A 4,784-nucleotide genomic window follows, 5' to 3' on the forward strand; every position below is an offset into this window, starting at 1 on the left:
CTGAGACTCAACACATTAAACCGCAGAGCCTGATAAAATGCGGAAAAGAAAAGAGGGCGAAGTTGCCTTCGCCCTCAATTTGGAAGCTTCAATTAAAATTAATTACCTCTATTCCAGTTTACCTGATCCTGAGTAAGCTTTCCCTGTGAAACTGCTGCATCTTCCGCAGTCTTGACACGTTTGAATTCACCCGATTGTAATTGGAAAACACCAACATAGGTAACTGTTTTTAGGTCGTTCTGATAAACCTTTAAATAAATCCAGTAGTATACTGGGAATCCAGAAATTTCAGAAACTGCATCAGGGAATTTTAAAGAGAGTAGTTTTGCTGCACCCTCCTCTAGTCGCTGCCAAGTTAGTGCAATCTTTTCACTTTCGGTACCAGTATCAAATCCTGGGATATTATATTGTGTACGTTTAGATAAACGTAAATCCCAGTTTGAATAGTAAGCGCTGGCTCCGTAGTAAAATTCATCATTGCCATAGCTACTACCATAACTACGATCTAAATTTTGATAAACCCAGTCAACTAGGAGTTGATAATCGGCCGATACGGGTGTAAAATAAACAGTTGGATCATAAAACCATTTTGTGCCATCGTTTAGGAACTGATCATTTCTGGTTTCACGATATGAATTTTTTGTCCAATTACCATTGGAGTACTTATATTCAAAAGCAAGAGCTTTGGTTTGGTTACTTTCCGAACGGAACGATACTACCTTGGCATCACCTTCAAGAGCAAACGGATACTTTAACTTGAGGAAAGGAATAATGTAAGCATCGGACTCGCTCGATGTTATATAGGTTTTACCCATAAGTGCGTAATCGTCAGCCTGGATGGCAACGTATTTATTTTCAGCAGAGGCCCAATTTGTGCCGTTGAACTTATAAACTTTCCAATACTTCTTAATATTTGTTTCACTCAATACATAGGAAGATTTCATCTCAGAAACCTTAACATTATCAATTTGGTAAGTAGTGGTAATTTTTGGACTAGTTGTTGAACGGCTGTCGCCTTCATATAAAAAGGCAATACGTACTTTTTGGCCTTTAAAGCCACTCAGATTTGCCTGTCCGGCATTTTGTAAAGTTCCGTAACCGCTGGTTGGGGTTTCAGGTAATGTAAAGTTTGAGGTTAAATCAACCCATGTTGCAGTACCAATTTGATTGAGGTCTCCAGTGTAATTAGAAGAAATTAAAACACTTAGGCATGTTGCATTCCAGTAACCTACATTTACATCAAAGGTAAGAATAGGGCTATTAGCATCGGTTAAATCAATTTCTTTGGTAATCAAAAATACATCATTTTTCTCACCAGTGTTATTTGAGGTAATTTGGGCATAATGATTATTACTAAATAATCTGCAGTAGTATATTCCCTTTACGCTTCCGGTAACAGTATCCTTTTGAGTCCATCCATTTTCACCTATTGGTGTGTATGATGGTGATGGTGTATAAGTATGAGTCTCGAAATCTTCTTCAAAATACTTAAATTCAGCATTATCAATAGTAGGTTCAACTTCGGAGTAATTATATTCAACAAGTCTGTATGCATTGGTCGAGGCTCCCTCAAATTTTTTTAGTAAAACTTGAGGCATTCTTCCAATTGTAGATGGGGTGAAAGATTTAACAAATAAGGTGGAACTTTTCCAAACAGAATCCTTATACTCCTGTTCGCTAATAATATTGTTTGAATACAAATCAAGTAGGTTAGCAGGAGTATTGTATTGAACATCATATTGAATGTTTGCTGAAGACCCCTTGCTTAGAGCAGGGAAATTTTTTGTCAATATGTCAGGTATATAATCCTTACCTGCAAAACGCTCATTAAATGCTAGTTGTGTTTTAATTGCTTTAGCTAAAGTGCTATCGTCATAGGTTTTTGCATCTTTTAATGCCAAATTACTTGCATTAGTATAATCTGCACTAACAAGTGTGTAGGTAATTACATCTTTGTATGGTTGCTTAGCATCGTCTAGTTTCTGATAGGTATCCTCCATAGGATCACAAGCCCACAGCAACGAGACACCAAGTAAAATTGCTATTATCTTTTTCATTATAAATCCTCCCAATTTTTAAAAGTTAATTCTTAAACCAGTTGACCAGGTTCTTCCAAAACCAAAGAACACATAAGAAGTAAATTCATCGTGATTAGCGCCATCAGTAGCATCGGCAATATACTCAGTATTAAGCAAATTATTAACATTGCCATAAAGAGTAGCATTCAGATTTCCAATTTTGAAACGATAGTTAGCATCTAGATCTATGGTGTAATAATTTGGCATGCGCCAAGCATCTTGCTTTGAATCGGGAGTTGTTCTAGTAGTAGGGTCAAAATCGGCGTAGTTCTTAGCATACCAATTTACATCAGCTCCAATCTTTAACTTTGGAAGAACTTCATAGTTACATGAAACAGCGGCAGAAACCTGAGCAGAGTTTCCTACATGTACGTTTTTAATGTATGCATTATAAGTGCCAATAAGTTCTTGGTTGTCATTATAAAGTTTGAAATTAACATCATCGGACCAGCGGTAATCGCCCCAAGAGAACATACCCCTAATATCAAGCTTGGAAATTGGTTTAACAACGCCTTCAACTTCAACACCTTGATGCAATGCGTTAATACCTAGGATATTTGCAGTTTGCCCACTAAGACTTTTTACTAACCCTTTATCGAGCCACTGGGTATGGAATAGATTTACTTTTACATTGAAAATTCTTGAAGCATAGTTATACCCCAACTCGGCAGTAATAATACGTTCATACTTTACACCATCGTTAAATGTATTGGTATTATTCAAGAAGGAATTGCTAAAAATAGGTGCTCTCTTGATATAACCACCGTTTACAAAAACATTGTGCTCCCCATATACCTTGTAATTGAAACCAACTTTAACATTCCAAGGCAAGAAGTCATGCCATGCCGATGCGCGATTACCCGGTTCATACTGGAAATAATCTACTCGCCTATAGTTGTTACTTGCAATGGCCATCGATAGGAAACCAGAGTAGTTATCTTTGATATACTCACCTTGAGCAAATAGCCCTAACCAAAGTACCTGTCCTAGGTAATGGTAGTTTACATAATCTCCTTTGTAAAGCGGTTGACTTGCAGGACGATTAACATTCTTATTATCCAGGAAATATTTGCCCCCAAGCAAATCATCAATCTTATAGGCATGTACACCATTATAAAAACGTCCATCGAAACCAGCAGTTAACTTAAGGCTCTCAATGTTAGTAGTAAAGGTTGATAAAGCTCCATACCACTGATGGTCATTTACAGCATTAGCTATAATACATGTTGAACCATTCATTGCTGCAGCATTTTGCTGTATTACCCAATCATAGTCATAATATCCCTCTTTGGTAAGAGCAGTTACATCATACGGCAATCCACTGGGGAACTGACGACTTAGCCATGTTGAATTTTGCCCATAAACCCTACGACCACCACCAGTAGCTAACGATGCATAAATTTGTGTTGTAAGCATTGAGTTATCGTTTAGCTTCCAGTAGTGATTTAATGACATTTGGGGTTTATGGTAAAAATTGTAAGCATATCCTGTAGTATAGATTTGCCCGTTGCGATAGCCAAAGTCAGAATTCCACTTAATTCCATTTGGATTGTCACGGAACTCTTGGATAGTATGCTTATTATTTCGTTGGTTGTGCCACTGAGGGGCTCCAAATGCATTAAAGGTTATTGTATGTTTCTCATTAATTTTTTTCGAAATGTTTGCAAAATATGAGTAACCCTCAAAATTGGTAGCTTGTACATATCCATTTCCAGTAGTATAACCACCCGATACGGTAACAGCCCAACCATTTTCCATTAAACCAGTTGAAACAGTGAAATTCTGTTTTCTATAGCCATCGTTACCAAAACCATAGTAGTATGAACCTCCTTTTTGAGCATCAGTTGACTTTGTAACAATATTAATGGTACCCCCAACTGATGACAAAGCCAATTTGGAAGCACCTAAACCTCGCTGAACCTGCTGATTTGCGGTTACATCGGATAGTCCTGCCCAGTTGCTCCAGTATACCTTACCATTTTCCATGTCGTTTACTGGAATTCCATTTATTAAAACCCCGATGTTATTTGAATCAAATCCACGAAGGTAAATTCTTGAATCTCCAAAACCACCTCCGGTTCTTGTAGCATATACCGATGGTGTTATTTTGAGTATCTCAGGGAATTCCTTGTTTCCTAACTTTTCAACAATTACCTTTGGCTCAATTGTTGAAACAGCTACTGGGGTTGTCCTATCCCGAACAAACGATGCTGTAACAAGAACTTCCTCAATATCAACCAAACTAGGGCTTAACTTAATGGTACCAAAGTCAACATCGCCAGTTACCTCAACATTTTTTTCAAAGTCTAGGTAGCCCACATAAGAAAACTTAATCACATGCTTCCCAATTGGAACTTTAAAGTTAAATGAGCCGTCAACGCTTGTTGAAGTTCCAATAGTTGTGCCCTCAACTACTACAGCAGCACCAATTAAAGGGTTTCCATTGTTTGAGTCAACAATTATCCCTTTTATTACTCCCTGCCCTAAAGTCCACATTGGAGCAAGGAATAAAAGCATTAACAATGTACGCCAAATCGTTCTTTTCATAGGTTTTTGATTTTAGAGTTAATTAAGGCTAATATTCATTTATGCAAATTTAATTTCATATAATACCGAAAAATCACAAAGTAACATTAACAAATTGTTAAACCCCCGCAAACGTTTGAAACAAATTGTTTCATGGAGCAGTAATAACCTCAAGGATTT

Annotated in this window: 2 protein-coding genes; both read right to left on the reverse strand. The window is 37.2% G+C overall.

All coding sequences use genetic code 11. The features are described from left to right. Positions 1-98 precede the first annotated feature (98 nt). On the reverse strand, positions 99-2,057 hold the full coding sequence (locus tag WHS63_RS13025) for a DUF5017 domain-containing protein (RefSeq protein ID WP_445205490.1): 1,959 nt from the start codon (positions 2,055-2,057) through the stop codon (positions 99-101). A gap of 18 nt (positions 2,058-2,075) precedes the next feature. After that, complete coding sequence (locus WHS63_RS13030; RefSeq protein WP_445205491.1) at positions 2,076-4,625, reverse strand: TonB-dependent receptor; 2,550 nt, start codon at positions 4,623-4,625, stop codon at positions 2,076-2,078. Between the last annotated feature and the right edge of the window lie 159 nt (positions 4,626-4,784).

Origin of the sequence: Tenuifilum sp. (genome assembly GCF_037481895.1) — a bacterium.
Lineage (GTDB): Bacteria > Bacteroidota > Bacteroidia > Bacteroidales > Tenuifilaceae > Tenuifilum > Tenuifilum osseticum.